General features: G+C 67.3%; 26 protein-coding genes. 9 read left to right on the top strand and 17 right to left on the bottom strand.

From position 1 onward, the window contains the following. Positions 1-10 precede the first annotated feature (10 nt). Entirely contained in the window at positions 11-1,243 is a 1,233-nt protein-coding gene (locus tag NUV79_RS08115) for an MFS transporter (protein WP_257732559.1), read from the bottom strand. Between the two features lie 240 nt (positions 1,244-1,483). On the opposite strand from NUV79_RS08115, the gene NUV79_RS08110 reads away from it, so the two are divergent. Both NUV79_RS08110 and NUV79_RS08105 read left to right on the top strand, forming a co-directional pair. Continuing rightward, positions 1,484-2,776 carry a cell wall hydrolase gene (locus NUV79_RS08110; protein ID WP_257732558.1) on the top strand — a complete coding sequence of 431 codons (1,293 nt, stop codon included), beginning with the start codon at positions 1,484-1,486 and terminating at the stop codon, positions 2,774-2,776. Positions 2,777-3,384: 608 nt separating this feature from the next. Further along, positions 3,385-3,978: a hypothetical protein gene (locus NUV79_RS08105; protein ID WP_257732557.1), complete on the top strand. Its 594-nt coding sequence runs from the start codon at positions 3,385-3,387 to the stop codon at positions 3,976-3,978. 230 nt (positions 3,979-4,208) lie between these two features. Here the strand turns inward: NUV79_RS08105 and NUV79_RS08100 are convergent, their stop codons facing one another. The 7 genes from NUV79_RS08100 to NUV79_RS08070 all read right to left on the bottom strand — a co-directional run bounded on the left by NUV79_RS08100 (position 4,209) and on the right by NUV79_RS08070 (position 11,130). Further along, positions 4,209-4,478, bottom strand: coding sequence for a hypothetical protein (locus NUV79_RS08100; RefSeq protein ID WP_257732556.1), 270 nt, complete (start codon positions 4,476-4,478; stop codon positions 4,209-4,211). Between the two features lie 5 nt (positions 4,479-4,483). Beyond that, positions 4,484-4,753 (bottom strand): translation initiation factor IF-1, encoded by a 270-nt coding sequence (infA, locus tag NUV79_RS08095; RefSeq protein ID WP_257732555.1) that lies wholly within the window; start codon positions 4,751-4,753, stop codon positions 4,484-4,486. A 77-nt stretch (positions 4,754-4,830) separates the two neighbouring features. Continuing rightward, positions 4,831-6,324: a DEAD/DEAH box helicase gene (locus NUV79_RS08090; protein WP_257732554.1), complete on the bottom strand. Its 1,494-nt coding sequence runs from the start codon at positions 6,322-6,324 to the stop codon at positions 4,831-4,833. Positions 6,325-6,605: 281 nt separating this feature from the next. Further along, a complete protein-coding gene (locus NUV79_RS08085) occupies positions 6,606-6,815 on the bottom strand; it encodes a cold-shock protein (protein ID WP_047578161.1) in 210 nt (69 codons plus the stop codon). A 228-nt stretch (positions 6,816-7,043) separates the two neighbouring features. After that, positions 7,044-7,754, bottom strand: coding sequence for an HAD family hydrolase (locus NUV79_RS08080; protein WP_257732553.1), 711 nt, complete (start codon positions 7,752-7,754; stop codon positions 7,044-7,046). A 9-nt stretch (positions 7,755-7,763) separates the two neighbouring features. After that, the gene (gene ppdK, locus NUV79_RS08075) at positions 7,764-10,448 is read right to left on the bottom strand and encodes a pyruvate, phosphate dikinase (protein WP_257732552.1); all 2,685 of its coding nucleotides are present in this window, start codon (positions 10,446-10,448) and stop codon (positions 7,764-7,766) included. A gap of 187 nt (positions 10,449-10,635) precedes the next feature. Continuing rightward, on the bottom strand, positions 10,636-11,130 hold the full coding sequence (locus NUV79_RS08070) for a YcgN family cysteine cluster protein (RefSeq protein WP_257732551.1): 495 nt from the start codon (positions 11,128-11,130) through the stop codon (positions 10,636-10,638). Positions 11,131-11,364: 234 nt separating this feature from the next. On the opposite strand from NUV79_RS08070, the gene NUV79_RS08065 reads away from it, so the two are divergent. From NUV79_RS08065 to NUV79_RS08055, 3 genes are all read left to right on the top strand, one after another. Further along, positions 11,365-13,587: a transglycosylase domain-containing protein gene (locus tag NUV79_RS08065; protein ID WP_257732550.1), complete on the top strand. Its 2,223-nt coding sequence runs from the start codon at positions 11,365-11,367 to the stop codon at positions 13,585-13,587. Positions 13,588-13,662: 75 nt separating this feature from the next. After that, positions 13,663-14,238, top strand: a complete 576-nt coding sequence (locus tag NUV79_RS08060) for a DUF1214 domain-containing protein (protein ID WP_257732549.1) — start codon at positions 13,663-13,665, stop codon at positions 14,236-14,238. Next, complete coding sequence (locus tag NUV79_RS08055; protein ID WP_257732548.1) at positions 14,235-14,867, top strand: DUF1254 domain-containing protein; 633 nt, start codon at positions 14,235-14,237, stop codon at positions 14,865-14,867. Before NUV79_RS08060 ends, NUV79_RS08055 begins: the two co-directional genes overlap by 4 nt. Position 14,868: 1 nt before the next feature. On the opposite strand, the gene NUV79_RS08050 is transcribed toward NUV79_RS08055, so the two are convergent. Then, positions 14,869-15,633 (bottom strand): hypothetical protein, encoded by a 765-nt coding sequence (locus tag NUV79_RS08050; RefSeq protein WP_257732547.1) that lies wholly within the window; start codon positions 15,631-15,633, stop codon positions 14,869-14,871. Further along, positions 15,630-15,839 (bottom strand): hypothetical protein, encoded by a 210-nt coding sequence (locus NUV79_RS08045; protein ID WP_257732546.1) that lies wholly within the window; start codon positions 15,837-15,839, stop codon positions 15,630-15,632. Before NUV79_RS08045 ends, NUV79_RS08050 begins: the two co-directional genes overlap by 4 nt. A 169-nt stretch (positions 15,840-16,008) precedes the next feature. Between NUV79_RS08045 and NUV79_RS08040 the strand changes: the two genes are divergently transcribed. After that, positions 16,009-17,139, top strand: coding sequence for a DUF2336 domain-containing protein (locus NUV79_RS08040; protein ID WP_257732545.1), 1,131 nt, complete (start codon positions 16,009-16,011; stop codon positions 17,137-17,139). Between the two features lie 24 nt (positions 17,140-17,163). Here NUV79_RS08040 and NUV79_RS08035 read toward each other — a convergent pair whose 3' ends face one another. From NUV79_RS08035 to NUV79_RS08025, 3 genes are read right to left on the bottom strand one after another with little or no spacing between them, the layout of a single operon-like run. Then, the gene (locus NUV79_RS08035; protein ID WP_257732544.1) at positions 17,164-17,499 is read right to left on the bottom strand and encodes a DUF1491 family protein; all 336 of its coding nucleotides are present in this window, start codon (positions 17,497-17,499) and stop codon (positions 17,164-17,166) included. 15 nt (positions 17,500-17,514) lie between these two features. Beyond that, positions 17,515-18,084, bottom strand: a complete 570-nt coding sequence (locus NUV79_RS08030) for a hypothetical protein (protein ID WP_257732543.1) — start codon at positions 18,082-18,084, stop codon at positions 17,515-17,517. Between the two features lie 15 nt (positions 18,085-18,099). Beyond that, positions 18,100-19,908, bottom strand: coding sequence for a PAS domain-containing sensor histidine kinase (locus NUV79_RS08025; protein WP_257732542.1), 1,809 nt, complete (start codon positions 19,906-19,908; stop codon positions 18,100-18,102). A gap of 326 nt (positions 19,909-20,234) precedes the next feature. Here NUV79_RS08025 and NUV79_RS08020 point away from each other — a divergent pair, with 326 nt between their 5' ends. Both NUV79_RS08020 and NUV79_RS08015 read left to right on the top strand, forming a co-directional pair. Continuing rightward, the gene (locus tag NUV79_RS08020) at positions 20,235-20,504 is read left to right on the top strand and encodes a hypothetical protein (RefSeq protein ID WP_257732541.1); all 270 of its coding nucleotides are present in this window, start codon (positions 20,235-20,237) and stop codon (positions 20,502-20,504) included. Between the two features lie 39 nt (positions 20,505-20,543). Further along, positions 20,544-20,972, top strand: a complete 429-nt coding sequence (locus NUV79_RS08015) for a SufE family protein (protein ID WP_257732540.1) — start codon at positions 20,544-20,546, stop codon at positions 20,970-20,972. Between the two features lie 6 nt (positions 20,973-20,978). Here the strand turns inward: NUV79_RS08015 and NUV79_RS08010 are convergent, their stop codons facing one another. The 3 genes from NUV79_RS08010 to NUV79_RS08000 form a co-directional block, all read right to left on the bottom strand. After that, the gene (locus tag NUV79_RS08010; RefSeq protein WP_257732539.1) at positions 20,979-21,773 is read right to left on the bottom strand and encodes a DUF6456 domain-containing protein; all 795 of its coding nucleotides are present in this window, start codon (positions 21,771-21,773) and stop codon (positions 20,979-20,981) included. Beyond that, entirely contained in the window at positions 21,770-22,138 is a 369-nt protein-coding gene (locus NUV79_RS08005; RefSeq protein WP_257732538.1) for a helix-turn-helix domain-containing protein, read from the bottom strand. Before NUV79_RS08005 ends, NUV79_RS08010 begins: the two co-directional genes overlap by 4 nt. Positions 22,139-22,385: 247 nt before the next feature. Next, positions 22,386-22,802 (bottom strand): Ros/MucR family transcriptional regulator, encoded by a 417-nt coding sequence (locus NUV79_RS08000; RefSeq protein ID WP_257732537.1) that lies wholly within the window; start codon positions 22,800-22,802, stop codon positions 22,386-22,388. Between the two features lie 328 nt (positions 22,803-23,130). On the opposite strand from NUV79_RS08000, the gene NUV79_RS07995 reads away from it, so the two are divergent. Next, entirely contained in the window at positions 23,131-25,302 is a 2,172-nt protein-coding gene (locus tag NUV79_RS07995) for a S9 family peptidase (RefSeq protein WP_257732536.1), read from the top strand. On the opposite strand, the gene NUV79_RS07990 is transcribed toward NUV79_RS07995, so the two are convergent. After that, positions 25,303-26,655: a hypothetical protein gene (locus tag NUV79_RS07990; RefSeq protein WP_257732535.1), complete on the bottom strand. Its 1,353-nt coding sequence runs from the start codon at positions 26,653-26,655 to the stop codon at positions 25,303-25,305. Position 26,656: the final 1 nt, after the last annotated feature.

The raw sequence follows: 26,656 nt of genomic DNA, 5'->3' as shown, positions 1-26,656 counted from the left end.
GTCTTTCCGATCAGGCGGGCTGCGCTTCCGGCCGGTTCACCGGCCGCTCGACGATCGGCAGGTTGATCAGGGCCGAGGCGACGCCGAGCGCGACCGAGAGCCACCAGACGAACTGGTAATTGCCCAGCGATTCGTAGAGCACGCCGCCGAGCCAGACCCCAAGAAACCCGCCGACCTGGTGCGAGAAGAAGGCGAAGCCGTAGAGCATCGCCATGTATTTTGTGCCGAACATCAGCATGACCAGCGAGGAGGTCGGCGGCACCGTCGAGAGCCAGAACAGGCCGATGACGATGCCGAAAGTGATCGCGGTCGTCGGGCTGGGCGGCAGCAGGATGAAGGCGGCGATCGCCACGGCGCGGCCGAGATAGATCCAGGCCAGGAGATGGCGCTTCGGCATCCGCGTCGAGAGCCAGCCCGAGGAAAGCGAGCCGACCGCATTGGCGAGGCCGATCACCGCGAGCGTCCAGCCGCCGACCCAGGCCGGCAGGCCGGCATCCTTGAGATAGGCCGGCATATGCACGGTGATGAAGGCGAGCTGGAAGCCGCAGGTGAAGAAGCCGAGCACGAGCAGGACATAGCTGCGATGCCTGAAAGCCTCGGTCAGCGCCTGCACGATGGTCTGGTTCGGCAGGTTGGCGGCGGCAACGCCAGCGGCAGCGCCGGTCTTGCGCGTCGCGAGCACGATCGAGATCGGCAGGATCGGCAGCAGCGTGAAAGCGAAGACGATGAGCGCCTGCTGCCAGCCCAGCGTATCGATCAGGATGTTGCCGATCGGCGGGAACAGGAACTGGCCGAAGGAGCCAGCGGCCGTGCCTGCACCGAAAGCCATCGGCCGCCACTGCTCCGGCAACAGCTTGCCGAAGGCGGCGAGCACGAGGTTGAACGAACAGGCCGAGAGGCCGAAGCCGATCAGCACGCCGGCGCCGAGATGGAGCTGCAGCGGCGTGGTCGCATAGGCCATCATGACGAGGCCGGCGGCATAGAGCACTGCGCCGACGCAGAGCACGCGCACCGTGCCGTAGCGGTCGGCGATCGCGCCAGCGAAGGGCGCGCCGAGGCCCCAGAGCAGGTTCTGGATCGCGAGCGCCAGGCCGAAGATGTCGCGGCCCCAATTGAACTGGACCGTCATCGGGATCTGGAACAGGCCGGCGCTAGCGCGCGGACCGAAGGTGATCAGGGCGATCAGGCAACCGGCCGCGACGATGATCTCCGGAGCGTAGCTGCGCGCTGGCGTGGACGTCATGGCTATCTCCGAAGCCTCGAATGTGTGGCTACACGTTAGCGCCCGGCCCGCACGGCAACCAGCGCGATTTCGTGAAATCTCGCATCACGGCGACGCATGAAAGGCAAGAGGCGGCCGTGCCGTTAACCGGCGCTCAACCTTACCGAGGCGATAACGGATTCCAACGAAGGCGCGCGTGTATCGGCTGCGCTTTTCGTTCCGTGCGATCGGAACGGGTGTGTCGCTTTGAGTCATTGGCGTGTGCACAGGCATGGGCGGAAGGCGCGCCCCCTCGGCATCAAATGGGCCGCGAGCACCGTCGCGCCCTGGGCCCTGTCCGTCGGCATGCTCGTCTCCTTCACCGCCTCCGCCGGCCAGAATTTCGGCCCTAGCGGCCTGCCGTCGAGCGCCATGGCCCGGGTCGCGCCCGGCCCCGTCTCCGAGCTCGCGGAAGGCCCCTCGATGCTGGTCGCTGCCAGCGCCTTCCGTTTGCCCGGCCTTGCTCTCACCTCCGCCGTCACGCAGGCGAAGCTCTCCTTCGAGGATCCGGAGCGGCGCATCGTCGTCGATCCGCGTGCGCCGCGCGAGGACATGAAGCGCTCCGTGGCCGCGACCTTCCCCGAGGTCGATCGCACCGCCAAGGGCGACATGCTGCCGAGCTTGCGGCCAGGCCTCTCCGAACATCCCTCGATCGAGCTGGAACGCGTCGTCTTCGGCGACACCCAACCCAAGCTGATTTCGGGCGGCTTCTCGCTCGATGCCATGCGTGCGGCCGAGGCCGTCGACGGCCCGCAGACCGGCTTCGAGCCCTATGCCAATGACGAGGGCCTGACCGATCCGGCCTTGTCCGATTCCTCGCCGGTCTCGCCGTTCAAGCCGAAGATTCTTTCGGCGCGGCAGGCGGAGCTTCATCTCGAAAGCATCGACGGCTCTTCGCCGTCAGTACCGCAGGCGAGCCAGACTTCCTCCTCGACGCCACTTGTCGGCTCGATCATCGGCACGCTGACACCCTCCGCCCTGCCAGCCCATGCAGCCCCGCAGCAGCGCGGACGCATTGCGCTGGCCTCGGCGCCGGCCAATCGCGACCTGCGCCTGGCCGAGCCCGGCGTGAAGCAGGACTACACCAAGCTGATCGCGCCGGAGAACATGGCGAAGGAACAGCGCTGCCTTGCGGAAGCCGTCTATTTCGAGGCCCGCTCCGAGTCGCTCCAGGGCCAGGCGGCGGTGGCGCAGGTGGTGCTCAACCGCGTCAAGAGCGGGCTCTATCCGAACAGCGTCTGCGGCGTGGTCTACCAGAACAGCAACCGCTACCTCGCCTGCCAGTTCACCTTCACCTGCGAAGGCAAGTCGCTGCGCATCACCGAGCCCGCCTCCTGGCGCGACGCGGTCCGGATCGCGCGCGAGGTTCATGACGGCACGACCTATCTGCCGGAAGTCGGCGCCTCGACCCACTACCACGCCAATTACGTGCGACCGTACTGGGCGAAGCGATTGAAGAAGATGGACACGATCGGTCAGCACGTCTTCTACCAGCTGCGGCCGGGGCAGACCTGACAGCGGCAGAACGCCCGCGGCCTCAGCCGCCTTGAAGTGGCAGTCCAGCGCGAGCGCTACCCGAACAGGAAATGCCAGACGCCGTAACCGACAACGCCGAGCCAGCCGACCGTCACGACCGCCGTCAGGCTCAGATAAAGCGTCACGAACACATTGTCCTTGAGATCGTCCATGAGACCCTCCGCGAGGAGCTACCCGGCCGCCCTTCCGGGCGGCCGGGCGAGCCCAACGGGATGCGGCATGAGGTTGGGCCACACCTCGCAAGTGTCATAGCCAAGCAAATACGGTGCCGGCGTCCTTTGTTTGAAGGGTGCGCGGCCCATAGCCCTCGCCCCTTGCCAACGGCGCCGGCCAAGGACCTCCCTTGCCCACGAGCACGCCTCGCCGTTAACGGCAGAGCAAGCCGCACCACCCGCGCAGCCGGCGCTCGGGCGATTAAAATGCGAGCGTTTTCCTTTACTTGACCGCAATCTGCGTGAATGCGCCGCGGCGCACCGAACTGGTTAATTTTACCTTGTTTTAGCGTTTACCTTGCGTTCATCACTTCGAGCAGGCTTCCTGTCCTCAACGAACGGCGCCCGGCGCCGGAACCGACAGGTCAGGTCAACATGGTGCGCTCGCTTTCATCAGGGGTCATCGCCGCTTCCAGCCTTGCGACGGCGCTTCTGCTCGGCGCCTCGGCCGCCCAGGCCGGCGGCGGCTGCCGCGGCTCCGCCTGCTACAACCTCGTCAACACGCCCCCGGTCTACGGCACCATCAGCGAGACTTATCAGGTCCGCCCGGCGCAGGTTCAGCGCCGTGTCGTGCCGGCCGAGTACGAGACTGTCACCGATACCGTGATGATCGCTCCCGAGCGCCGCATTCCGCATCATCGCGCCGCCGTCTACGAGACGGTGACCGAGAAGGTGCTGATCTCGTCCGCCACCCGCCGCTGGGAAGTGACCCGCGACGCCTGGGGCAACACGGTCGGCTGCTGGGTCGATGTGCCTGCCCGCTACGGTTATCAGAGCCGCCGCGTCGAGGTTTCGCCGGCCACCATCGATTACGAGACGGTCCCGGCCGTCTACACGCAGCGTCAGCGCCAGGTGATGGTGCGTCCGACCCAGGTCGTGCGGGAAGAGATTCCCGCTGCCTACGAGACCCGGCAGCGCCAGGTGATGGTCAGCGCCGGATCGCAATACTGGTCTCGCTCCCGCTACTGAGCGGACGGGACGGAGTTTCACGCAGACCCTTTTATACCCACGGAACGACCACTTTCACCCCGGCCCTCGCGCCGGGGTTTTTTCTTGGGCGGTTTCCATGCGAAAGGCGGACGTCATTCTCCGGTGAAGCGAAGCTTTGACCCGAGAAGCTCAAGACGAGAAGGCGCTGGTTTCCGCGATACCCGGATCAGATGCGGGCATGACGTGAGAAAGGTGCGGGCTCGCCTCGCTCAGGCGATCTTGCCGCCAAGCAGCAGAATGCAGACGCCGGCGACGAAGGCGAGGAAGCGGGCGGGCATGCCGACCAGCGTGCCCGGGGGGCGGCCCGTCGCGTAACCGACGAGCAGTTCGACGATGCCCAGCGCGAAGAGCACGATGGCAAAAGGCGGCAAAGCGCCATCGGGCGCGACGAGGCCGGCCCGGACCGCCCAGGCGACGATCGTGCCGAGGACCGCGCCCAGCGCGATGAACAAAAGCTCGTTCCGCGACAGGCGCATCATGTCGATCAGCGCCGACGGAAGTTCTGGCGCTGCGGACCGCCCGGAGCCGGGCCGGCCGTCTTCTGGCGGAAATTGATCCGGCCGCGATCGAGATCGTAGGGCGACATCTCGACGATGACGCGGTCGCCCGCGATGGTGCGGATGCGGTTCTTCTTCATCTTGCCGGCGGCATAGGCCAGGATGATGTGCTCGTTGTCGAGCTTCACCCGGTAGTTGCCGTCCGGGAGCACCTCGACCACGGTGCCGTCGAATTCAAGCAGTTCTTCTTTCGCCATCTGTCGTCCTTCGTGAGCCCTAGGGCGCGTGGGCGAGCCATCTCAAAGAGACTCGCCCGATTCTGGTCGATCGCGCGTCAGCGCGCGCGCCGCCGGGCGCCGTTGGTGCGTGGTTGCTGTGTTCTTTGCTGCAAGAACGCGACGCCGCCAAGCCCTTCTTTTGCGGAAACGCCGTCTTTTCGCTGTGCCGCCTGCTCAGGGCGCGGGGCACGCTCGGGATGACGGGGGCGCTCGTGACGCTCCTGGCGCTGGCCACCATTGGCCGGCTGGTTGCGCTGGCCGCCCTGCTCAGGCTTGCCGCCGCGCGGCTGCTGCTGCCCTTGCGGACGAGCCTGCTGGCCCTGCGGACGGCCTGGAACGCCGCGTCCGCTGCCATTTTGCTGCTGGCCACGCCCGCCGCCGCGCTGGTTCTGCGGCGGCTTCTTCGGCGTGCGGCCGTCCCAATAGGGCACCGCGCCGATCGGGGTGATCGCGACCTTGGTCAGCTTCTCGATGGCGGCGAGATCACCGCGCTCTTCCGGCGTGCAGAAGGCGATGGCGAGGCCCGACGCGCCGGCGCGCGCGGTGCGGCCGATGCGGTGGACATAGGTTTCCGGCACGTTCGGCAGGTCGAAATTCACGACATGGCTGATGCCGTCGACATCGATGCCGCGCGCGGCGATGTCGGTGGCGACGAGGATGCGCAGGCTACCGTTGCGGAAAGCGCCGAGCGCCCGCTCGCGCTGGCTCTGGCTCTTGTTGCCGTGGATCGCGGCCGCCTCGATGCCGGACGCGCCGAGCTGGCGCACGACCTTGTCGGCACCGTGCTTGGTGCGGGTGAAGACGATGGCGCGCTCGAGCTCGGGCACGTTCAGAGTCTTCGCCAGCAGCGCCGGCTTGTCGTGGGCTTCAGTGAAGATCACGCGCTGGTCGATCTTCTCGGCGGTGGTCGCGACCGGCGCCACCGCGACCTCGACCGGATCGGTCAGGTAGGCGGAGGCGATCTCGCGGATCGGCTTCGGCATCGTCGCCGAGAAGAGCAGCGTGTGGCGCTCCTTCGGGATCAGGGTCGCGATGCGACGCAGCGCGTGGATGAAGCCGAGGTCGAGCATCTGGTCGGCCTCGTCGAGGACGAGGAACTCGATCTCGCGCAGCGAGACGGCGCGCTGATCGACGAGGTCGAGCAGGCGGCCGGGCGTGGCGACGAGGATGTCGACCTTCTCACCGAGCGCGCGGATCTGCTTGCCGACGGGCACGCCGCCGAAGATCACCGTCGATTTCAGCGAGGTGTAGCGGGCATAGGTGCGGATGCTGGCTTCGATCTGAGCCGAGAGTTCGCGCGTCGGCGACAGGATGAGCGCACGCACCGAGCGGGCCGGCATCTGACGCGGCTTGGCGAGCAGGCGATGCAGCATCGGCAGCGAGAAGGCAGCGGTCTTGCCGGTGCCGGTCTGGGCGGCGCCGAGCAGGTCGCGGCCCTGCAGAATATGGGGGATCGCCTGCGCCTGGATCGGCGTCGGCGTTTCATAGCCCTCGGCCGCGAGCGCCTTGAGAAGGGGCTCGGCGAGGCCGAGATCGGTAAACTTGGTCAAGAAGGATCTTTCCGGACGCCGCGATGCGAGGGGCGCATGTGGGTTTCGGCTGCGCCGCAGGCTCGCATCCGGCCTGAATTCACAAATAGTCGGACCTGCCGGCGAACCGCTAGCCACAGCGCCGGCAGGCTTGTCGTGGACCGGAGCCGCTATAGCATCGGACCGAAAAGTGGCTTCCACTTTTCGGAGAAATCCGCTGCGATAACTAAGAGATCGATCATCGTGACCGCGTCCTATCGGACGCGCGATGATCCAGGCTCTCCCGGTCGATCAGTATCAGCTCAGGCGACGACGAGGTTGCCGGCCGAGGTCTTGCCGGTCTTGCGATCGGCAACGAGTTCGTAGGAGACGACCTGGCCGTCGCGCAGCTCGCGGAGACCCGCGCGCTCGACAGCGGAGATGTGGACGAACACGTCCTGGCCGCCGTTCTCAGGGGTGATGAAGCCGTAGCCCTTGGTGGCGTTGAACCACTTCACGGTGCCCTTTTCCATAGTTCTGGAATCCTTACGTTTCAGATCCGCGTATCGTTGCGACCCAGAGCTCGACGCGCGGACGCCTTGCAATGGTATTGTAGCGATGTGTGGTGGATCTGAATCGTGCCCGCCGACCGGATTGCCCGCGCGGAGGATTGGCCAGAACCCGGCCGCATCTCGTCATACATCGGTGCGGATAGCACGAAATGCAAGAAGGGTCCAGCAAGGGCCCCGAACCTGCCGGAATCAGGCGGCCGGGCCAAGTTCCCGTAGAATCGCCGTCAGCCCACCGAGGTCGCCGATCCTGCGATAGCGATCATGCCCCGCCGGCTCCTCGGCATGTTCCAGCACCCAGGTCAATTCATGCGGCACATGGACCGCCCAGGAACCGGCCTCCAATGCCGGCAGGATATCGGATTTCAGGGAATTGCCGACCATCATCGCCCGCCCTGCCCCGTCACCATGGCGATCGAAGATGCGGCCATAGGTATCCGGCTTCTTGTCGCTGACGATCTCGACCGCATGGAAGAAATCGCCGAGGCCGGACTGAGCGAGCTTGCGCTCCTGGTCGAAAAGATCGCCCTTTGTGATCAGCACCAGCCTGTAGTCACCGGAAAGCGCTGCAAGCGTCTCCTGAACATGCGGCAGCGTCTCGACGGGATGGGCCGCCATCTCGCGGCCGGCGGCGAGGATTTCGCCGATGACCGAAGCAGGGACCTGTCCCCGCGTGATCTCGATCGCCGTCTCGATCATCGAGAGCACGAAGCCCTTGATGCCGAAACCGTAGAAGCCGAGATTGCGCTTTTCGGCTTCGAGCAGGCGCCCGGAAATCTCGGCCGCCTCGCCATGCTCGCCAAGCAGCGCGACGAAGCGATCCTCTGTCATCCGGAAGAACTGCTCGTTCTGCCAGAGCGTGTCGTCGGCATCGAAGCCGATGGTGGTGAGCTTCGATGCCATGACGGGTTCTCAGCCATCCTTGGCCTTGATCGCACCCAAGGCCGCCTGCGCCGCCGCAAGGCGGGCGATCGGCACGCGGAAGGGCGAGCAGGAGACGTAATCGAGGCCGACGCTCTCGCAGAAGCCGATAGAGGCCGGGTCGCCGCCATGCTCGCCGCAGATGCCGAGCTTGATGCCGGCCCGCGTCTTGCGGCCGCGCTCGGCGGCGAGCTTCACCAGTTCGCCGACGCCGTCCTGATCGATGGTGACGAAGGGGTCGGCGTCGAGCAGGCCCTTGGCCGTGTAGGAACCGAGGAAGGAGGAGGCATCGTCGCGGCTGATGCCGAGCGTCGTCTGCGTCAGGTCATTGGTGCCGAAGGAGAAGAATTCGGCGCTCTCTGCGATCTCGGCGGCGCGCAGGGCAGCGCGCGGCAATTCGATCATCGTGCCGACCTGATAGTCGATCTTCGTGCCGCTCTCCTCGATCACGGCCTTGGCCATGGCATCGATGCGGGCCTTGACGAGGTCGAGCTCCGGCTTGCCCATGACGAGCGGCACCATCACCTCCGGGATGACCGACTTGCCGGTTTCCTTGGCGGCGATCACCGCCGCCTCGAAGATGGCGCGGGCCTGCATCTCGGCGATCTCCGGGAATGCGACGGCCAGGCGGCAGCCACGGAAGCCGAGCATCGGGTTGAACTCGTGCAGTTCGGCGGCGCGGTGCTTCAGCGCGTCCGGCGTGACGCCGAGCGCGGCAGCGACCTCGCCGATCTCCTTGTCGCCATGCGGCAGGAACTCGTGCAGCGGCGGATCGAGCAGGCGGATCGTCACCGGCAGGCCGCTCATGATGGAGAAGAGCTGGACGAAGTCCTGGCGCTGCACCGGCAGGAGTTTGGCGAGCGCGGCGCGCCTGCCCTTGTCGTCATGGGCGAGGATCATCTCGCGGACGGCCTGAATACGGTCGCCTTCGAAGAACATGTGCTCGGTGCGGCAGAGACCGATGCCCTCGGCGCCGAATTCCCGCGCGGTCCTGGCGTCCTCCGGCGTCTCGGCGTTGGCGCGGACCTTGAGACGGCGAACCTTGTCGGCCCAACCCATCAGGGTCGCGAACTCGCCGGAAAGCTCCGGTTTCTGCATCTTGATCTCGCCGAGCAGGACCTGGCCGTTGCCGCCGTCGATTGTGACGAAATCGCCGGCCTTCAGCGTGGTCGGGCCGACGGAAAGCGTGCCCTTGGCGTAGTCGACGCGGATCTGGCCGGCACCGGAGACGCAAGGCTTACCCATGCCGCGCGCCACGACCGCCGCATGCGAGGTCATGCCGCCGCGGGTCGTCAGGATACCCTCGGCTGCGTGCATGCCGTGGATATCCTCGGGCGAGGTCTCGACGCGGACGAGGATGACCTTGCGGCCGGCCTTCTTGGCGGCCTCGGCATCGTCGGAATTGAAGACGATCTCGCCGGCGGCGGCGCCGGGCGAGGCCGGCAGGCCGGTGGTCAGCACGCGGCGCTCGGCCTTGGGATCGATGGTCGGGTGCAGGAGCTGGTCGAGCGCGCCGGGCTCGACGCGGCCGACCGCCTCCTCCTGCGTGATCAAGCCTTCGGTCGCAAGCTCGACCGCGATGCGGAGCGCCGCCTTGGCGGTGCGCTTGCCGGACCGGGTCTGCAGCATCCAGAGCTTGCCCTCCTGGATGGTGAACTCCATGTCCTGCATGTCGCGGTAATGCTTCTCGAGGATACCGTAGATGCGGCAGAGCTCGGCATAGGCCTCCGGCATCTCCCGTTCCATCGAGGGCTTGTCGGAGCCCGCCTCGATGCGTGCGGCCTCGGTGATGTCCTGCGGCGTGCGGATGCCGGCGACGACGTCCTCGCCCTGCGCATTGATCAGGAACTCGCCGTAGAGCGCGTTCTCGCCGGTCGAAGGATTGCGGGTGAAGGCGACGCCGGTCGCGGAGGTGTCGCCCATATTGCCGAACACCATCGATTGGACGTTGACGGCCGTGCCCCAGCTCGCGGGAATCGCGTTCAGCTCGCGATACTTGATGGCGCGGGCGTTCATCCATGAGGAGAAGACGGCGCCGACGGCGCCCCAGAGCTGCTTCTCCGGCTCCTGCGGGAAGTCGGAGCCCAGCTCCTTCTTCACGATCTCCTTGTACTTGCCTACCAAGAGCTTCCAGTCGGCCGCCTTGAGATCGGTGTCGAGATGGAGGCCCTTGCGCTCCTTGTAATCCTCCAGCGCCTCCTCGAAGAGGCCATGGTCCACGTCGAGCACGACGTTGGAATACATGGTGATGAAGCGGCGATAGCTGTCCCAGGCGAAGCGCTCGTCGCCCGAGGCCTTGGCGACGGCCTCGACCGTCTCGTCGTTGAGGCCGAGATTGAGGACGGTGTCCATCATGCCCGGCATCGAGGCGCGGGCGCCGGAGCGGACCGAGACGAGCAGCGGATTGGCGGGATCGCCGAAGGTCTTGCCGGTGAGCTTGGCCATGCCGGCGAGCGCGGCCTTGACCTGTCCGTCGAGCTCGGCCGGGAAGCTCTTGCCGTTGTCGTAATAGGCCGTGCAGACCTCGGTAGTGATGGTGAAGCCAGGCGGAACGGGCAGGCCCAGATTGCTCATCTCGGCGAGGTTCGCGCCCTTGCCGCCGAGCAGGTTCTTCATTCCCGCCTCACCCTCGGCCTTGCCGTCGCCGAAGGTGTAGACCCACTTCCCGCCTGCCATCACATAGCCTCTTCTGTTCAACCGGACGAGGCAAACGCCGCGCCGGCGTGAAAGTTTCGTGTGCGTGCCGCCAATGACTCGGGGTCATCGACCGCTGGGATGAGGCGCTCATGCCGAAAACGACATGAACAATCAATGAGCGTGTGCAGCATCGGCTGATGCAGCGCAATAGCACGGCTGGGTTGCGTCAGGCTCCCTTCCCCCGCGCGGCCCGGGGCCAGCGCAGCGGCCAGTTGACGATGCGCTCGGCCACCTCCTCCTCGGGCACCTCGTCCTCGTTGGCGAAGACGCGGCCGCGCACGGAGACACCGGCCGCGACCACCGTCTCGGGATCGCCCGAGACCAGCGGATGCCACCAGGGCAGGTCCTTGCCCTCGGCGACGAGGCGGTAGCCGCAGGTCGGCGGCAGCCAGGGCAGCGTGCGCACCTCCTCGGGCGTCAGCGTCACGCAATCCGGCACCTTCTGCGAGCGGTTGGGATAGTCCCTGCAGCGGCAGGTGCCGGCCTCGAACAGGCGGCAGCCGACATCGGTGGCGAAGATGCGCCCGGTATCCTCATCCTCCAGCTTGACGAGGCAGCAGCGGCCGCAGCCGTCGCAGAGCGATTCCCATTGCTCCGTCGTCATCGCCTCCAGCGGCGTCGTCAGCCAGAAGGGCTGCTCGTTCGGCGGGTTTCGCGTCATGGCAGGCTTATGCGCCGACGGAGGCCAAGATGGAAGACCGTCGCGGTCCCCCCTTGGTCGCGATGGCACAGCCTTCGGCGCAGTTTACGGTCCCAGGGATGAAATTTACCGTCCCGCCTCTTATCCGGGCGCCGGACATGCCTATGTGTCCATTCCCTGGCGCTCACCTGTTGCCAAGACGGCGGGCACGCGGCAGGACTTAGACGGGGGCCATTCGGAAAGCCTGGGACGGCCATGGAGTTCAGGAAGGCGGGCTGGAGGACGCGGCTGAAGCGCTTCGCGCTGGCCGCCGACTCGTGGCTGGACGCCAGCCTGTGGGGCGCCGGGCGCCGCGCGGGCGAAATCCATGAGCGCATCCGCAGCGTTGCCGACCGGCTGACCGTCAGCGGCGGCAAGCGCGTCGCCGCTGAGTTTGCCAGCGAAGGGCTGAATATCGGCATCGTCGGCGCCATCATCCTGCTGATGCTGGCCTTGCCCTCTTTCCGCATCGGTAATGACGAGGCGCTGAAGAACCAGGTCTTCGCCGTCACCTTCCTCGATCGCTACGGTGCGCCGCTCGGCCATCGCGGCGCCCGGCATGACGATTCGCTGAAGCTGGAGGAGATGCCGGACCATCTGCTCAAGGCCGTGCTCGCCACCGAAGATCGCCGCTTCTACGACCATTTCGGCATCGATCTGATCGGCACCTCGCGGGCGCTGCTGGTCAATACGCGCGCCTCCGGCGTCGTCCAGGGCGGCTCGTCGCTGACCCAGCAGCTCGCCAAGAACCTCTTCCTCAACAATGAGCGCTCGCTCGACCGCAAGATCAAGGAGGCCTTCCTCGCCTTGTGGCTGGAGACGCGGCTGAGCAAGAACGAAATCCTCAAGCTCTATCTCGACCGGGCCTATATGGGCGGGGGCACCTTCGGCGCGGCGGCCGCGGCGGAGTATTATTTCGGCAAGTCGGTGCGGGACGTCTCGCTGGCCGAGGCCGCCATGCTCGCCGGCCTGTTCAAGGCGCCGACGAAATACGCCCCTCATGTCAACCTGCCCGCCGCACGTGCGCGGGCCAACGATGTGCTCAACGCCATGGTCGATGCCGGTTTCATGACCGCCGGCCAGGTCGACAGCGCCAAGCGCAATCCGGCGACGCCGATCGACCGCAAGCGCGATTCCAGCCCCGACTACTATCTCGACTGGGCCTTCGATGCGGTGAAGGAACTTGCATCCGAGGGCAAGCTCGGCGCCGATCGCGTGCTGACGGTGAAGACGCCGCATGATTCCGCGATCCAGGAGCGCGCCGACGAGGCGGTGGAGTCCATCCTGCGCCAGCACGGCCCCGGCTATCGGGTTAAGCAGGCTGCGACCGTCGTGATGGACCCGGACGGGGCGGTGCGTGCCATCGTCGGCGGGCGGGATTATGGCGCGAGCCAGTTCAACCGCGCGACCGCGGGCCAGCGCCAGCCCGGCTCCTCGTTCAAGCCCTTCGTCTATGCCGCCGCGCTCTCGGCCGGGCTCTACAAGCCGAATACCATCGTCACCGACCGGCCGGTCTGCATCGGCAACTGGTGCCCGAACAATTACGGACGCTCCTATGCCGGCTCGATGCCGCTGACGGTGGCGCTGGCAAAGTCGATCAATACGATCCCCGTGCAGATGTCGATCGCCATCGGCCGCGCCACCGGCGAGACACATGAGGCGCGCGCGGCCACGATCGGCCGCAAGAAGATCATCGAGACGGCCCATGCCATGGGCCTGACCACGCCGCTGACCGACACGGTCTCGCTGCCGATCGGCGCGGGCGAGGTAACGGTCATCGACATGGCCGCCGGCTATTCCGTGCTCGCCAATGGCGGGCGCCGGGCCAAGCCCTATGCCGCGATCGAGATCGCCAATTCGCAGGGCGACGTGATTTACCGTCACGACCGCGACGAGCCAGAGCCGAAGCAGGTGCTGAGCCCGCTGGTGGCGCAGGACATGAACTTCATGCTCTCGAAGGTGCCGACCGAGGGCACGGCGCGTCGCGCCGCGCTCGACGGAGTCATCACCGCCGGCAAGACCGGCACGACCAACGGCTACAAGGACGCCTGGTATGTCGGCTATTCCGGCAACCTCGTCGGCGCCGTCTGGTTCGGCAACGACAATTCCGCCGAGACCGCGAACATGACCGGCGGCTCGCTGCCGGCGATGACGTGGAAGGAAATCATGCAGTTCGCCCACCAGGGGCTGGAGCTGAAGCCCATTCCCGGCGTGCCCGCTATCGATCCGAAGGGCGCGGCGGTCGCCAAGGCCGGCAGTGCCGCGACGCCAGCCAGCACGGTATCCGGCCCCGGCGCCGGCCATATGCCGCGCCAGTCCTTCGAGGTGCTCTCGGCCGTCGGCTCGATGTTCAAGGCCGTCGAGCCGCGACGCGTCGCGAACCGCCCCATCCAGGTCGGCAGCCGCGAGATATCGGGCAACGAACCGCGGGTGCGCTGAGGCTACGGCTGTTGACGTCAGCGGGTGCGGCGGATCAACTCCGCCGCGGATGCCTCTCCCAGGCGGAAGGACGACGTGCGGATTCTCGATCTCGCCTATATCCTCGCCCTCGGAGCCGGGCTCGGCCTCGGCTCCGCGCATTGGGCCGTTGCCGGGCGCCCCGCCATCGGCAAGGTCGAGGTCGGCGCCTGGACGGCCTGGCCGCGCAGCGGCAGCCGCGAGGTCGATCCCTATATGCGCGCCTATCTCGCCCGCGGCGTCCATCTGCCGTTTGGCTCCGGCGAAGGACTGGAGCTGATCGCCGAGCGGGACGATGCGGGGCAGACGCTGGACGGGCGCTGCCGCTACCGGCTCTCCGGCGCGACGCCGACGACGCGCGGCTGGACCATCGGCATCACCGATAGCGACGGGCTGCCCTTCCGCCTGCCGCTGGAGCGCACGAGCTTCACCGATTCAGAGATCGTCCGCCCGGAGGATGGCGGCCTTGCCATCGCCGCGTCCTCCACCCCCGAGGCCGGCAACTGGCTGCCCCTGCCAGCAAGCGGACGCTTCCAGATCCGCCTGCGGCTCTACGATACGCCGATCTCCAGCCAGACCGGCGAGACGCGCGCCAGCAACCTGCCGCGCGTCTCGCGCGTCGATTGCCGATGAGCGCCGTCGGCCACGATCCGCCGGAACGGCGCGATGCGCCTTTCGCCGGCTGGCGGCCGCGCCTGCGCGCCGGGTTCGCGCGCTTCGTCATGACGACGCTGGCCGGGCTCATCCTCGCGGCGATCGTGCATATCGTGACGGTGCTGACGATTCCCGCCCTCTCCCGGCACGACGCCGCGCATGCCTATCGCGAGCTCGGCACCGAGGGCCATGCCGAGCCGGTGCCCTCACCCGGCAACAGCCGCGGCCTGCCGGCCCTGCGCGAGGCCGACCCCAATGTCGTCACGGCCATCTGCAGCTACGACCTCTCGGCCGGGCCGATGCGGATCGTCGCCCGCACCGGCACGCTACCGCTCGGCCTGACGCTGCACCGGCAAGGCGGCGGCGTGCTCTATGCGATCACCGACCGGGCGGCGATCCGCGGCATGCTGGAATTCCTGGTGATGACCGAGGCCCAGCGCGACGAGCGCATCGCCGCCGACGAGGAGGGCGAGACCAGCCGGGAGCTGCGCATCGTCTCCGATACCGAGCAGGGCCTGATCGTCGCGCGTGTCCTGCAGCGCCTACCCTCCGACCGGGTCGATGCGGAGGCGCTCGCGACAGGCGTCGCCTGTGGAGCTGCGAACTAGCTCAGCCCTTGTAGACAACGGGACGCTTGCCGCCTTCGCCGAAGGCGCCGTTGAGCGGCATCTGACAGAGCGGCTTGGCTTCCATCTCCAGCGCCATGATCGCGCGCTCGGCCTTCACGGCCTCACGCGACGGCATCTCGACGACGAGATTGGCCAGCGCGTAACGGTAGCTGCGGATACGGAAATCGACGCGCTCGCAGACCCAGAAGACCAGCCCCTCGTTCTCGACAACGCGCGCCATCGCCGGCTCCTGCTTGTCGGGCGCGACATCTGGCGACGATTCGGCCGTGCGCATGCGCACCCGGTCCATGTTCACGACGCGCCCCGCATTAGCGCGGAACGGGCCGATCAGCAGGCGGTCGGCATTGGCGTCCTCCGCCAGCCGGTTGTAGCGCGAGGCCTGAGAGGCGAAGGAGATCGAGGTCAACCCGCGGAAATAGTCGGAGACATCGGTCGACTGAGCCGCGACCGGCAGGATGCGCGTATGGGCGAGATTGGAAACCTCGCCCTGGAAGACGCTGTTCGGGCTGGAAGGCATGACGAAGCGCCAGGCGCGATCGCGCATCTGCTCCTCGTCATCGGTCAGGCGGAAATAGGATGCCTGCTCGCCGCGCATGGTGGCCGACCAGAAACCCGCTTCGGGCGCGATCAGCTGCGTCCAGACCGTCGGCCGCGGACGGCCGAGATCGCCCGTGGTGGCGGTGCAGGCCGAAACCGACGCAGCCGCCAGCAAGGCGAGCAGCAGCTTGGCCGGCCCCTGTGTCACGCAGGCTGCCTGCGGGCGCTCTTGCGTGCCGCGGCCTTGCGGACGCGCCCGGTCGCTGAAGCCTTGGCGGCCTGTGGTCGGGCTTCGGGCGCGCGCTCGTAGCGAACGCCCGTGAAGAACAGGATTTCCGCCGTCTGCGACGGAGGGAATGAGGCCGAAGCCGGCTGCGGGCGCCGCTGCGGCGCAAAGGGGATGACGACGGCCATGATGCGCCTCCTTGTCCAGCGCCAGAGTTGCAACGCGAAGGCAGGCGAGGTGCGGGCAGCACCGAGTCGCAAGGCCCCGCAAGCTCATCAGGCCCGGACATGGTTAACGCAGCCTTAACGGGTGGGGATTAATAGTGCTGCATCTTCGGTTTCCCGGTCCGAGCCCCACATGCCTGCATCCGTCTCCAAGGAACTCGCCGACCTCGCCCGCCTCGCGCGGGATGGCGGGCTCGACCTCAGCCCGATCTCGCTGCGGGTGAAGGCGGATCTGCTGCTGTCGTCGCCACAGCCCTCGCCTGCCGATCTCGCCGCCTTCAGCGAGATGGCCGAGGCGCTGCTGCCGGGCATCGACGAAGCGACGGCGCTGATTCTGGCGCGCAAGCTCGCCGGCTGGCCGCATACGCCCGCACCGGTCCTGGCCGGGCTCGCGGCGAAGGGCGGCGCGGTGCTGGCCGAGCTCTTGCGCCATGGCATGCCCGTCCCTGCGGCTGAAATCGAACGCCTCGTCGAAACCGGGGACGAGGCGATGCGCGCAGCGCTCGCCGTCCGCTCCGACCTCACGGCCCAGGCCGTCCTCATGCTGGTGGCGGATGAAAGCCACGCGCTCGACCTCGCCCTGATCGCCAATCACAATGCCCCGATGCCGCGCGCGGCCGTCGACAGCCTGATCGCGCGAGCGCGGACGGAGCCCGCCTATCGGCCCGGCCTGCTGGCGCGCCCCGACCTGTCCAATCTCGAGCTCGCGCCGCTCTTCCTCCATGCCGGTGCGGAGAGGCGCCTCGCGGTCCTCGAATCGCTGATGGCGCGCGAGGCCCTGCATCCCAGCGAAAGGCGCCCTGCCCTCAGCGGTCCGGTCTTCGCCGGCTGGCTCGACCTTGCGGCCGAGGATCGTGGCGCCGCCTTTGCCGCCATCGCCGAGCACCTTGGCGGCGGCACGACCCTGGCCGCCGCCATGGCCGGCGATACGTCGCGGGACCTCGCGGCGCTGGCGCTGACAGCAAGCGGCACCACTGTCGAGGAAGCGACCCGCTTCCTGATCCGCCTCGGCGACGAGACCGCCCATTCGGTCGAGCGCATCTTCGCGCTCGTCGCGCTGATGCGCTCGGTGAGGCCGGCCATCGCCTACCGCCTCGCCATGCACATCGCCGGCACGACCACTGCCGCGCCGCAGCGGCGGGGCCAGCACCAGCCGGCCATGGACCCGAGCGGAACACCCTCGCGCGCCGGCAATGCCCGACCGGAAGTTCAGCCGGCCATGTCGGAGGTTCTCGGGAAGATCGGCCGGCGCGATCGAGGCTGAGCCGTCGCGCGTCAGCGAGCGCTGTCAGCTCTCGACGAGCTGGAGCCGCGGGTCGCCGGCGCGGTTCTCGATCTCGACCAGCCAGAGATCGCCGTCGAAACGCAATTCGCGATCGACGCGATCCTCGATCGCGAGCGGATCGGCATCGAGCAGGAGCTGGAAACGGCGCTCGCCATCGTCATCGGCCAGAGCCTGCGGCGCCGGGCCATAGAGCGCGGCGGTGCCGTCCAACCGGTCGAGCTTGACGAAAATGGCGCCTGCCTCGCTTGCGCCGCGACGGCGCAGCACGGCGACGAGACCTTCCAGCCCCGCCTGCCGCAAATAGGCCGAAACCCAGAAATCGCTGGTCAGGCGCGCCATCTCAGGCGCCCCGGATCAAGTGCGCGGCGCCGTGCCAGAGCGGTTGGCGGATTTCACATCCGCCGGCGGACGCAGGTCACCGCCGTTGATCAGGTCAGCGATGGGATCGCGCGCGGGAGCCGCCGCGGCGCGGGGAGCAGCGGCCGGGGCAGCAGCGCGCGGCGCAGCCTGGACGGGTGCAGGCGGACGCGGCTGCGCCTCGCGGGCGGCCTGTGTCTGCGAGAGATCGGTGGGGCGCGCCGGCGGACGGATCGGCTGCGCAGGCACTTCCACCGCCGGGGACGGGGCGGGAGCAGCCGCCGGCTCGGCGCGGCGCTCAGTCGTCGTCCGCGACTGGGAGACCGGCGTGGACGCCGAGAGCATCGGGGCAGGATGGCGCGCCTTCTGGAACATCAGCGCATTGGCGACGATCGCGACCGAGACGATACCGAAGGTCAACAGGATGAGCGCCCTGCCCGGCCGCTTGCCGGCGACGCGCGCGACACGGCCGAGCCAGGACGTCTTGCGGCGCGCCGGCTGGGCCCGGCGCACCGGAGCGGAGAGAGATGCGCCGGAATGGGCGCGGGCTGCCATGGTCATCGACATTACGTCAGCTCGTCTTCAAGCGGTCAGGCGGAGAGGTTCTTTGGTTTCGAGGCCCCGGCGCGGAGCCCGGGCGAAAGTCACGATCTTGGCAGGCTGCTCGACGCTCTCGGTGCCGCCCACCGGCAGCCGGACCGAGACGCGCGTGCCGACGCCCGGCGCACTCTCGACCGTCAGGCGGCCGCCATGCAGGCCGACGAGCCCGCGCACCACGGAGAGGCCAAGCCCGGTCCCCTCATGGGCCCGGTCATAGGCGCCCTTGGCCTGGAAGAACGGATCGCCAAGCCGCGGCAGGTCTGCGGCGGCGATGCCGATGCCGGTATCGGAGACGGACAGGTCGATGGTGTCGCCATCGCGCACGACGGCGAGCGTCACCCGCCCGCCGGCCGGCGTGAACTTGATGGCGTTGGACAGCAGGTTGAGCACGACCTGCTTCAGCGCGCGCCGGTCGCCTTCCATCGCGGGCAGCACCGGGCCGACCACACGCTCCAGCGCGATGCCGCCGGTCTCGGCGCGCAGCGCCATCAGCGCGCAGCAATCCTGCGCCATCGCAGCGAGGTCGAGCGGCTCGCGCTCGATGGTCATGGCGCCGCTCTCGATCTTCGAGATGTCGAGCAGCGTGTTCACGACCTCCAGCAGGTGATGGCCGGAAGCGTGAATGATGCGGGCGTATTCCAGGCGCTTTTCGGCATCGAGCCAGCCGTTGTCCTCGGCGCTCAGCATCTCCGAGAAGCCGATGATGGCGTTGAGCGGCGTGCGCAATTCGTGGCTTACGGTCGCCAAGAACTGGCCTTTGACATCGTTGGCCCGGAGCGCTTCGGCATGGCCGCGCTCGCGGGTCTCCTCGTCGGCGCGGCGCGCGGTGACGTCACGCATCACGCAGACGACGGCAGCACCATCGGCGGCGGCGGCGCCGGCAACGCGGCAGGCCTGCATCTCCAGCCAGAGCGAAACCGGCAGGCGGGCCTCGCCCACACCCTCGCGCGGCACGAAGAGCGTGCGGAAGCAGACCGTCACGCCCTCCTGGCCATGCGCGGCATCGCTCAGCGCTTTCAAGAAAAGCGGCCGATCGGCGATATGGACGCGCTCGAACAGGCCGCGCCCGAGCAATTCGCGCGGATCGGCACCGGCCAGCGTGCGTGCCGCCGCATTGGCGAAGACGACCGCGCCGCTGGCATCATGCCAAGTGACGAGATCGCCGACATGATCGAGCAGAAGCTGCGAACGCGCATCGGCGACGCGCTGTTCGCGCTCCTCGGCATGGCGCCGGCGCAGCAGGACGGCGGTCACGACCAGGGCCTGGGCGAGCGCCGAAACGGCCAGAAGCGGCACGGCCTCGCCAGTCCAGAGCGTCGTCTCAGTGAAGGCTCCGAGCCAATGCAAGCCCATGGCCGCGAACAGCGCTCCAACGGCGATCCACCCGGCGCGCAGCATGAAGCCGCGCGAACCGAAGAAAGCCGCCTCGACCGGCACGACAGCTAGCCAGAGCAGCAACGGCGACGATACGCCGCCGGTCGCGCCGGCCAGTGCCACGATGAAGAGCGACAGGGCAGCAGAAGACAGAGCATGCGCCGCGCCGAGGCGGCCGGTGCGGGACACGAAGGCGACGGACAGGACCGCGAGCGCGGCAGCGACGATCATCGCCGCCTCGAAGGCGCCGGGTGCGCCGCGCCAGGCGAGATAAGCGGGAGCGAGGCCGAGCATGCCGCCGCCGACGAGCAGGCGCGACAGAACGAAACGTTCGTGACGCTGCCTTTCCGCCGGGTCCGACTGCACCGATGCATGCACCAGTGCCGCCGCCTGTGTCCTCAATGCTGTCATCGCCATACGGAACGCAACGCCTTACTCTTGCGGATACCCCCATCCGCTTGGCTCAATCTCGCCATGGCCGGTTTAAGCGGGGCTTAAGGCGCCCCGCACCGAAAGACCACGCCAGATCTAAGGATCAATTTTTTCGGCTATTTTTCATATAGTTACCTCAATTTCGCGCGATTTTCCCGGCTCGACCGATGTTCATGGCAAGGTGAATGGAACCTGAAGATCATCGACCGCATTCGACTCGCATTTGAGCGTTCGGAATGACGCGATTTTTCGATATCCCGGTCTAGGTTGATCTCGCGGCGCACAGGAAGGCGCCGGCGAAGGAGACCGACATGGCCCATCTGCTGCGCAAGATCGCGATCATCGGCATGATCGCCGTGAATTCGCCGGTGCACAGCGGCAAGCCGGCCGATGCCGCGTTGCCGCAGGCCGTGAAGCAGGTCACGGACACCGTTCGCGCCGAGGGCCGCACCGTGGCCGGCAGCCTGACAGCGGCGCGCGAGGCAGCCGAAATCCTCGCGGGCATGGACCCGGTCCTGCGCGAGCGTATCCTGAACGCCGCCGCGACAGCCATGGTCGGGAAGCAGGGCGCACAGCGCTGACCGCTTGACGCCCTCCCGCAATCGCGGGAAGAGGCCGGCATGACGACAAGCCTCGACGACATCGTCGCGAATTTCGAACTGCTCGACGAGTGGGACGATCGCTATCGCTACCTCATCGAACTCGGCAAGAGCCTCGAGCCCCTGCCGGAGGCGGACCATGTCGATGTCAACAAGGTACGCGGCTGCGCAAGCCAGGTCTGGCTCGTCGCCCATCGCGAAGGCGGCGGCGGGCCGCAGACGCGGCTGCGCTTCGTCGGCGACAGCGACGCCCATATCGTGCGCGGGCTGGTGGCGTTGGCGCTGGCGATCTTCTCCGGGCGGGAGGCTTCCGACATCCTCGCCACCGACGCCTTTGCCATCTATGAGCGCCTCGGCCTCGCCGCTCATCTCACGCCGCAGCGCTCGAACGGCGTGCGCGCGATGATCGACCGCATCAAGCGCGACGCCCAGACGGCGGCTGCGGCCTGAACGCATTCAGCCGGACGCCGGGAACTCGCTCGGCCGGGCGCCTTCTGCCTGCCAGCGGCGTAATCCGGACTGTCGTCTCCGGCGATCAAGGCCGTAATGCGTTACCAGCGCCGCCAGCGCGACGCGCAGCACGACCTTGGCCGAGCGCGGCGGCCAGCGGCGCTCCTTCTCGACGAGATCGAGCCCTTTGAGAAAGCCGCAGATGTCGATCGCTAGGCCCGACAGTTCCGGCCCGAGGCGATCACAGGCAAGCCTGACGCGCTGACGCGCCGCAAGCGCCGTATCCGACGAGCCGGCAACGTCACGCGGCCCTGCCCCGGCTTGTTCCGGGGTGAAGGCAGCGTCCCAGTTCATTGTCGTGCGCGGTAGCATGCCCGCCAGGGTGACATCGGCCCGGAAGCGCTCTCCCGCCGCGAATTCCGCGTCGCTGATCTGCGGCTTGCCGTCCTTGCCCGGCCGGCGATGCAGCCAAAGCAGGGGGCTTTCGCGATCGTTCATGGCGGGGGCCTGCATCTTGCCTGCCTCAGGCGGGGTCTTCTTCATAGGTGCCGAACCCGGCTCCGACATCGCAAGGCCAAGCCGGGAGGCCCCCCCATTGGCCGACCAGGCTACCAGGCCCTCGGCTTCCAATGCCGCGGCCGCTTCGGACGAGACGTGGCCGGCGCCGAGGCTGGTGCCGTTCACGGTGCGGAAAAGCGCGATGCGGCCGCAACCCAAAGGCGAGACGAGGCCATAGCATCCCGGCCCAGCGAGGTGCTTCAGGAGCCGATTGCGCTCGTTGCGTTCGATCTCGCCCGTCATCGGCCGGCCTCCACGAACTGGCCACCGAACTTCGCCATGTTGGCGAGGAGAGCGGCTTCAAGCGCCGTCAAGCCGAACTCCAGGCCCGGATCGTCGCGGCGGTCCTCGATCAGCGCGCAGGCATGGCGGACCGTCGTCCGGTCCCGGCCGAAACAGATGCCGACGCGGGTCAGGCTGAGGCCGAAGGCGACATGGGCGAGGTACATCGCCGTCTGGCGGGCCAATGCGATCGGCTTCCGGCCCCGGTTCGCGGAACGCAGGCCGGCCAGCGGGATGCCGGCCGCCGCCACGGTTGTCACTTCCGCCAGGCGCGCGCCGGCCGTTGCGCGCAGGACAGCTTGCGGTTGGCCGCCTCGATTGTTCATGATATGTTCCTATTCAACTCCGCTGGCTCTGCCGGCAAGGCATCGCATGAATAGGATTATATTCTTATATTCGGATTAGCAAGCCCGGGGCCTGCCTTATCCCCGCCCCTGTCCAGCGAGGCGCAACAAAAAGCCGCCGAGATCATCGGCGGCTTTGTCATGTCGGTACACCCTGAGCAATTCCTACGGCTGGCTGAACAGCCGAAGACACTCATCCGCGCGGCGCGTCCTGCACCGGAGCCGTCTCTCAGCGGCGCTTGCGGCGCTGCTGGCCGAGGCCCATCTTCTTCGCAAGCTGAGAACGCGCCTCGGCATAGTTCGGCGCGACCATCGGATAGTCCGGCGGCAGGCCCCACTTCTCGCGATACTGCTCGGGCGACATGTTGTACTGCGTGCGCAGGTGGCGCTTCAGCGACTTGAACTTCTTGCCGTCTTCCAGGCAGATCAGGTAGTCGGCCGTGATCGACTTCTTCACGGGGATGGCAGGCTTGGGAGCCTCGACCTGCACCACCGGCGCGGCGCCGCCGATCACGCGGCTCAGCGCCGAGTGAACTTCGCTGATCAGGGCCGGCAGATCGGAGGCCGGTACGGAGTTGTTGGAGACGTAAGCGGAAACGATATCCGCCGTCAGTTCAATGAAATCCGCTCCATCGGTCTCGGTCATGGCGATGTCTCTCCTTATCGTTCTTGGTAACGTTCTACGCTGATCGCCCACCGCCTCGCACCCGACAGCCTGATAAATACTACCAATAGTGGGTCAAGCACCATCGGCCCAGAATCGGACAATGCGGACTGATCGAGATAAGCGTTTATTCGATACTGTTTAGTTGCGCAAGCCAGCATATCTCAACAATTGAGACGCCCAAAGCTCAACAAATCATCATTCGGATGCTGCGCTGCACTGACCGGCAAAACCAAAGCCGCTGCAGCGCGAGTGTCTTGCAAGCTGTTCCCGCCGCCTCTACCTGTCGCGTCCCAAGTCGGAGATCGTCATGAGCACGGATCAGGCCCGTCACGCCCCCACCAAAGCGCCCAGCAGGCAGGGGCGCCTGCCGTCGCCGCCGCAGGCCGAGATCAGGACGACGGAAACCCGGGTCCATGGTGTTACCTTGCGCGACGATTATGGCTGGCTGCGCGCCGCCAACTGGAAGGACGTGCTGCGGGAACCCGAGGTTCTGCCTGCCGACATCCGCAGCTATCTCGAAGCCGAAAACGCCTATTGCAAGGCGCTGATGTTACCAACCCGGACCTTGCAGAAGGAGCTGGTCAAGGAAATGCGCGGCCGGATCAAGGAGGACGATTCGAGCGTCCCGCAACCGGACGGGCCGTTCCTGTACTATTCGCGCTATCGCAAGGGCGCCGAGCATCCGCTGATCTGCCGCAAGCCGCGCGGCATGGCAGGCAAGAGCGGCCGGGCAGGCGAGCAGATCATGCTCGATGCCGATGCCCTGGCAGAGGACAAGGATTTCTTCGATCTCGGCGACGCGGAGCACAGCCCGGATCATCGCCTGCTCGGCTGGAGCGCCGATGAGGCGGGCTCGGAGCTGCACACGATCCATATCCGGGATCTGGAGAGCGGCAGCGACTTGCCCGATCTCGTCAAGGATACAACCGGCGAGATCATCTGGGCCAGCGATTCCCGCTCGTTCTTCTATGTCGCGCTCGATGATGATCATCGCCCGTCGCGGGTGAAGCGCCACCGCCTCGGCACGCCCGCCGAGGCCGACGAACTGCTGCATGACGAAGCCGATGCCGGCATGTTCGTCGATATCGACAAGACCCAGTCAGGCCGCTTCCTGCTGATCACGATCGGCGACCACGAGACGTCGGAGACGCGCATCCTCGATCTAGACCGGCCGGATGCGCGGCCGGCTCTCGTCGCAGCCCGCGAACCGGGACGCCAGTACAGCCTTGAGCATCACGGCGACGTTTTCGCCATCCTCACGAATGCCGATGGTGCCGAGGACTTCAAGATCGTCACAGCCCCCGTCGATGCGCCGGCTCCGGCCGACTGGCGCGACCTGATCGCACACAAGCCGGGGCGCCTGATCCTCGACCACGTTTGCCTCAAGGGGCGGCTGATCCGGTTGGAGCGCGAGGATGGATTGCCGCGCATCGTCATCCGCGACCTCGCCACCGGCATGGAGAGCAGCATCGCCTTCGACGAGGAGGCCTATGGGCTCGGCATGGATGCCGGCTACGAATTCGAGACCGATACGCTGCGCTTCATCTATGCCTCAATGGCGCGGCCGGCCGAAACCTATGATTACGATCTCGCCACCGGCGAACGGACCTTGCTGAAGCGGCAGGACGTGCCTTCCGGGCATGATCCGGCGCAGTACAAGGTGCGCCGCATCTTCGCCACGGCAGCGGATGGGGCACGCGTTCCGATCTCGATCCTGCACCGGGCCGATCTCGCCCTCGATGGCAAGGCGCCCTGCCTGCTCTATGGCTACGGCTCCTATGGCTCGGCGATGTCGGCCTCGTTCCGGACGCGGCCGCTCAGCCTGGTCGACCGCGGTTTCGTCTATGCGATCGCCCATGTCCGCGGCGGCACCGAGAAGGGCTGGCGCTGGTATCTCGACGGCAAGCGCGAGAACAAGCGCAACACCTTCACGGACTTCATCGCCGCCGCCGAAGCACTGACTGACGCCGGCTTTACGGCGCGCGGCCGCATCGTTGCCGAAGGTGGCAGCGCCGGTGGCATGCTGATGGGCGCCGTCGCCAACATGGCGCCGGAGCTCTTCGCTGGCATCGTCGCGGAGGTTCCCTTCGTCGACGTGCTCAACACGATCCTCGACGACACCTTGCCCCTGACCCCTCCGGAATGGCCGGAATGGGGTGACCCGATCCGCGACGTGAAGGCCTTCGAGACCATCCGCAGCTATTCGCCCTATGACAACGTGACGGCACAGACTTATCCGCCGATCCTCGCCATGGCCGGATTGACCGATCCGCGCGTGACCTATTGGGAACCGGCGAAATGGGTCGCGCGGCTGCGGGCCACCATGACCGGCGGCGGGCCGGTCATGCTGCACACCAATATGGAGGCCGGTCATGCCGGCTCGGCCGGGCGCTTCGACTCGCTGAAGGAAACGGCGCTGGCCTATGCCTTCGCCATCCATACGGTGGGCGAAGGCTGGGACGCGGCGAAGGTCGTCTGATCAGACGCCCAGCCGGCTCTTCTCGCTGGCGAGATAGACCTTGAGCTCGTCCATCGAGGCGAAGCTGTACTCGCCATCGGGCGTCCGCGCCCGTATCGAGCCATCGGCATAGATGGTGAAATGCGCATCGCCGACCTGATAGGCGCCGACGATGCCCTCGTCGGACGCGGGACGGCTGTCCGCCGCGGCCGGAACATCCTCGGCTCCAGCCGGCGCGAGCTCTACCTCCGGCTCGGCGTCGTCGGCATCTTCGCGAACAGGCAAATCGGGCCCCGCTTCAGCCTCTGCATCAACGGTCACAGGCTCGACCGGCATATCGAAGACGGGGGCCTCGGTTCGCGGCGGCCAGACCGGAGCCTCCTCGTTCGCGACGGCTTCCAGATCTTCGACCGGCGGTGAATCGAGCCAGGGCTCGCGGCGAGGCGAGGCGCGATCCATCCAGGTCTCCGCTTCAGCGAAGGGGTCCGACTCCGCCGAAAAGGAGGGCTCGACGCGGCCGGCTTCACGCTCCGGCTCGTTGAGATGCCCCGCCAGGCTGGCTCGCAAGGCACTGAACTCGTCAAGTTCGGCTTCCGGCTCGACTGACGGCGGCGGCCCGTCCGCTTCGGCATCAGCGGACAGGTGGGCGGAGGCGCCCGGCTCATCCGATCCGACGAAGGTTTCCTCTTGAGCAGGCGTTTCGAGCGTCGCGGCGGCCGGTTCAGTCAAGCCTTGCTCATCCGGCTCGAAGGTGAAGGGGTATCGGGCGGGCTGCGGCGGCGCCGCGGACAGCGCCTCTCCGAACATGTCGGGCAGCGGCTCGGCTTCCTCGGCCGAGGCCGTCGCAGGCTCGGAAGCCTCCTCGGGCCGTTCGCCTGAGACCGCCTCCTGCTCCTGCAAATTCCGGGTCACGAGCGCGCCGAACAGGTCCCGGTCACCGGACGAGGACGGCGTCTCAGCGGAAGCGGGGGGGCTTTCGGCCTCGGAGGCCGCCAGAGCGTGTGCCGCGGCGCCTGTCGCCAAGGCGCCGGCCGCCGCACCGACGGCGACAGGAGCGACAGCAGGTGAAAACGAGGGATGTTCGGCTCGCGGCATAGCGACCGTCACGGCCGGCGCAACCTCCGCCACCGCGACGTCAGGAGCCGACAGGTCCGCACGCGGCGCCAGCGCCTCGACCAGCGCGCGCCGTATTGCCCTGATTTCCTTCAGAATCCAGGCGAGGCAGAGCATGATCAGGCCGGAGCCACTCGCGATCGAGCCGATGATGACCTGGGTGAAGCCCCGCTCAAGCACCAGATAGGGCCAGCCGTCATAGATGGCGTAGGCGCCGCCGCCGGTCAGGATCAGGCCCAGAACGGTAAAAATCGCGATCAAA

The organism is Allobosea sp. 47.2.35 (genome assembly GCF_024655635.1).
GTDB lineage: Bacteria > Pseudomonadota > Alphaproteobacteria > Rhizobiales > Beijerinckiaceae > Allobosea.
Note: the sequence above shows the minus strand (reverse complement) of the source record. Positions and strands in the feature narration are given on the sequence as shown.

Excerpts from the sequence above, each read along its gene's own strand:
- NUV79_RS08115 (WP_257732559.1), bottom strand. The coding sequence starts at position 1,243 with ATGACGTCCACGCCAGCGCGCAGCTACGCTCCGGAGATCATCGTCGCG.
- NUV79_RS08105 (WP_257732557.1), top strand. The coding sequence starts at position 3,385 with ATGGTGCGCTCGCTTTCATCAGGGGTCATCGCCGCTTCCAGCCTTGCG.
- NUV79_RS08100 (WP_257732556.1), bottom strand. The coding sequence starts at position 4,478 with ATGATGCGCCTGTCGCGGAACGAGCTTTTGTTCATCGCGCTGGGCGCG.
- infA (WP_257732555.1), bottom strand. The coding sequence starts at position 4,753 with ATGGCGAAAGAAGAACTGCTTGAATTCGACGGCACCGTGGTCGAGGTG.
- NUV79_RS08085 (WP_047578161.1), bottom strand. The coding sequence starts at position 6,815 with ATGGAAAAGGGCACCGTGAAGTGGTTCAACGCCACCAAGGGCTACGGC.
- NUV79_RS08080 (WP_257732553.1), bottom strand. The coding sequence starts at position 7,754 with ATGGCATCGAAGCTCACCACCATCGGCTTCGATGCCGACGACACGCTC.
- ppdK (WP_257732552.1), bottom strand. The coding sequence starts at position 10,448 with ATGGCAGGCGGGAAGTGGGTCTACACCTTCGGCGACGGCAAGGCCGAG.
- NUV79_RS08070 (WP_257732551.1), bottom strand. The coding sequence starts at position 11,130 with ATGACGCGAAACCCGCCGAACGAGCAGCCCTTCTGGCTGACGACGCCG.
- NUV79_RS08065 (WP_257732550.1), top strand. The coding sequence starts at position 11,365 with ATGGAGTTCAGGAAGGCGGGCTGGAGGACGCGGCTGAAGCGCTTCGCG.
- NUV79_RS08055 (WP_257732548.1), top strand. The coding sequence starts at position 14,235 with ATGAGCGCCGTCGGCCACGATCCGCCGGAACGGCGCGATGCGCCTTTC.
- NUV79_RS08045 (WP_257732546.1), bottom strand. The coding sequence starts at position 15,839 with ATGGCCGTCGTCATCCCCTTTGCGCCGCAGCGGCGCCCGCAGCCGGCT.
- NUV79_RS08040 (WP_257732545.1), top strand. The coding sequence starts at position 16,009 with ATGCCTGCATCCGTCTCCAAGGAACTCGCCGACCTCGCCCGCCTCGCG.
- NUV79_RS08035 (WP_257732544.1), bottom strand. The coding sequence starts at position 17,499 with ATGGCGCGCCTGACCAGCGATTTCTGGGTTTCGGCCTATTTGCGGCAG.
- NUV79_RS08030 (WP_257732543.1), bottom strand. The coding sequence starts at position 18,084 with ATGTCGATGACCATGGCAGCCCGCGCCCATTCCGGCGCATCTCTCTCC.
- NUV79_RS08025 (WP_257732542.1), bottom strand. The coding sequence starts at position 19,908 with ATGGCGATGACAGCATTGAGGACACAGGCGGCGGCACTGGTGCATGCA.
- NUV79_RS08020 (WP_257732541.1), top strand. The coding sequence starts at position 20,235 with ATGGCCCATCTGCTGCGCAAGATCGCGATCATCGGCATGATCGCCGTG.
- NUV79_RS08015 (WP_257732540.1), top strand. The coding sequence starts at position 20,544 with ATGACGACAAGCCTCGACGACATCGTCGCGAATTTCGAACTGCTCGAC.
- NUV79_RS08010 (WP_257732539.1), bottom strand. The coding sequence starts at position 21,773 with ATGACGGGCGAGATCGAACGCAACGAGCGCAATCGGCTCCTGAAGCAC.
- NUV79_RS08005 (WP_257732538.1), bottom strand. The coding sequence starts at position 22,138 with ATGAACAATCGAGGCGGCCAACCGCAAGCTGTCCTGCGCGCAACGGCC.
- NUV79_RS08000 (WP_257732537.1), bottom strand. The coding sequence starts at position 22,802 with ATGACCGAGACCGATGGAGCGGATTTCATTGAACTGACGGCGGATATC.
- NUV79_RS07995 (WP_257732536.1), top strand. The coding sequence starts at position 23,131 with ATGAGCACGGATCAGGCCCGTCACGCCCCCACCAAAGCGCCCAGCAGG.